The 1131-nt window shown below is 33.2% G+C and carries 2 protein-coding genes; both read left to right on the plus strand.

Going from position 1 to position 1131, the window contains the following annotated elements; genetic code table 11:
* Nucleotides 1-834 (plus strand): GH3 auxin-responsive promoter family protein (locus RMO83_RS12800; RefSeq protein ID WP_310560092.1); only part of this gene is annotated, 834 nt, incomplete at its 5' end.
* Between the two features lie 4 nt (nucleotides 835-838).
* Nucleotides 839-1131 (plus strand): carboxypeptidase-like regulatory domain-containing protein (locus RMO83_RS12805; protein WP_310560093.1); only part of this gene is annotated, 293 nt, incomplete at its 3' end.

Raw genomic sequence — 1131 nt, forward strand, 5'->3', positions numbered from 1 at the left:
CAAATGTATTTCGAGAAATTACAATCCAAAGCTAAAGTGCCAGTTGGCGATTTGTTTCCGAATTTCAATTTGTTTATTTATGGCGGCGTAAATTTCGAACCTTACCGAGCCAAATTCGAAAATATTATTGGCAGAAAAGTAGATTCTATTGAGCTTTTTCCAGCTTCAGAAGGATTTTTTGCTTATCAAGATTCACAATCAGAAAAAGGAATGTTGCTGTTATTGAATTCAGGAATTTTCTACGAATTCATAAAATCTGATGAATTTTTCGCAGAAAACCCAAAACGATATACCATTGGCGAAGTCGAATTGAATGTGAATTATGTTTTAATAATTTCTACAAATGCTGGACTTTGGGCATACAACATTGGCGATACAGTGCAATTCACGTCTTTAAAACCTTATCGCGTTATCGTTTCTGGGCGCATCAAACATTATATTTCGGCATTTGGAGAACACGTTATTGGCAAAGAAGTCGAATGCGCGCTGAAAGAAGCAATGCAAAACACCAATATTGCTATAAATGAGTTTACGGTTGCGCCACAAATTACTCCAAATTCTGGTTTGCCATACCACGAATGGTTTGTAGAATTCGAAAAAGAACCAATTGATATTCAAGAATTTGCATTATCGATTAATAACGAAATGCGCAAGCAAAACATCTATTACGACGACTTGATTGTTGGCAAAGTTTTGCAAGATTTGGTCATTACTAAAGTTGCTAAAAACGGTTTTCAAGATTATATGAAATCTATCGGAAAATTAGGCGGACAAAACAAAGTTCCAAGACTTTCGAATGATCGAAAAATTGTTGATTTGTTGGAGAAAAAATAAAGTTATGATAAAAAGAATATTTGTATTAATTTTTTTATTTATGAACTGCTCCTTATTTTCACAAATAAAAGGGAAAGTCGTCGATGAAAAAAACCAAGCCATTCCGTTTGTGAATATCGCTATCGAGAACGAAAATATTGGAACAACTTCCGAAGAAAATGGCGAATTTATAATTAACGAATCCGATAAAAACAAAAACTTAATTTTTTCGGCTTTAGGTTATGATAAGAAAATAATCAAGGCTTCAGAGAACTTGCAAGTTGTTTTAAAAACATCTGAAATTCAACTTGATGAGGT

Origin of the sequence: Flavobacterium sp. (assembly GCF_031423415.1) — a bacterium.
Taxonomy (GTDB): Bacteria; Bacteroidota; Bacteroidia; order Flavobacteriales; family Flavobacteriaceae; genus Flavobacterium.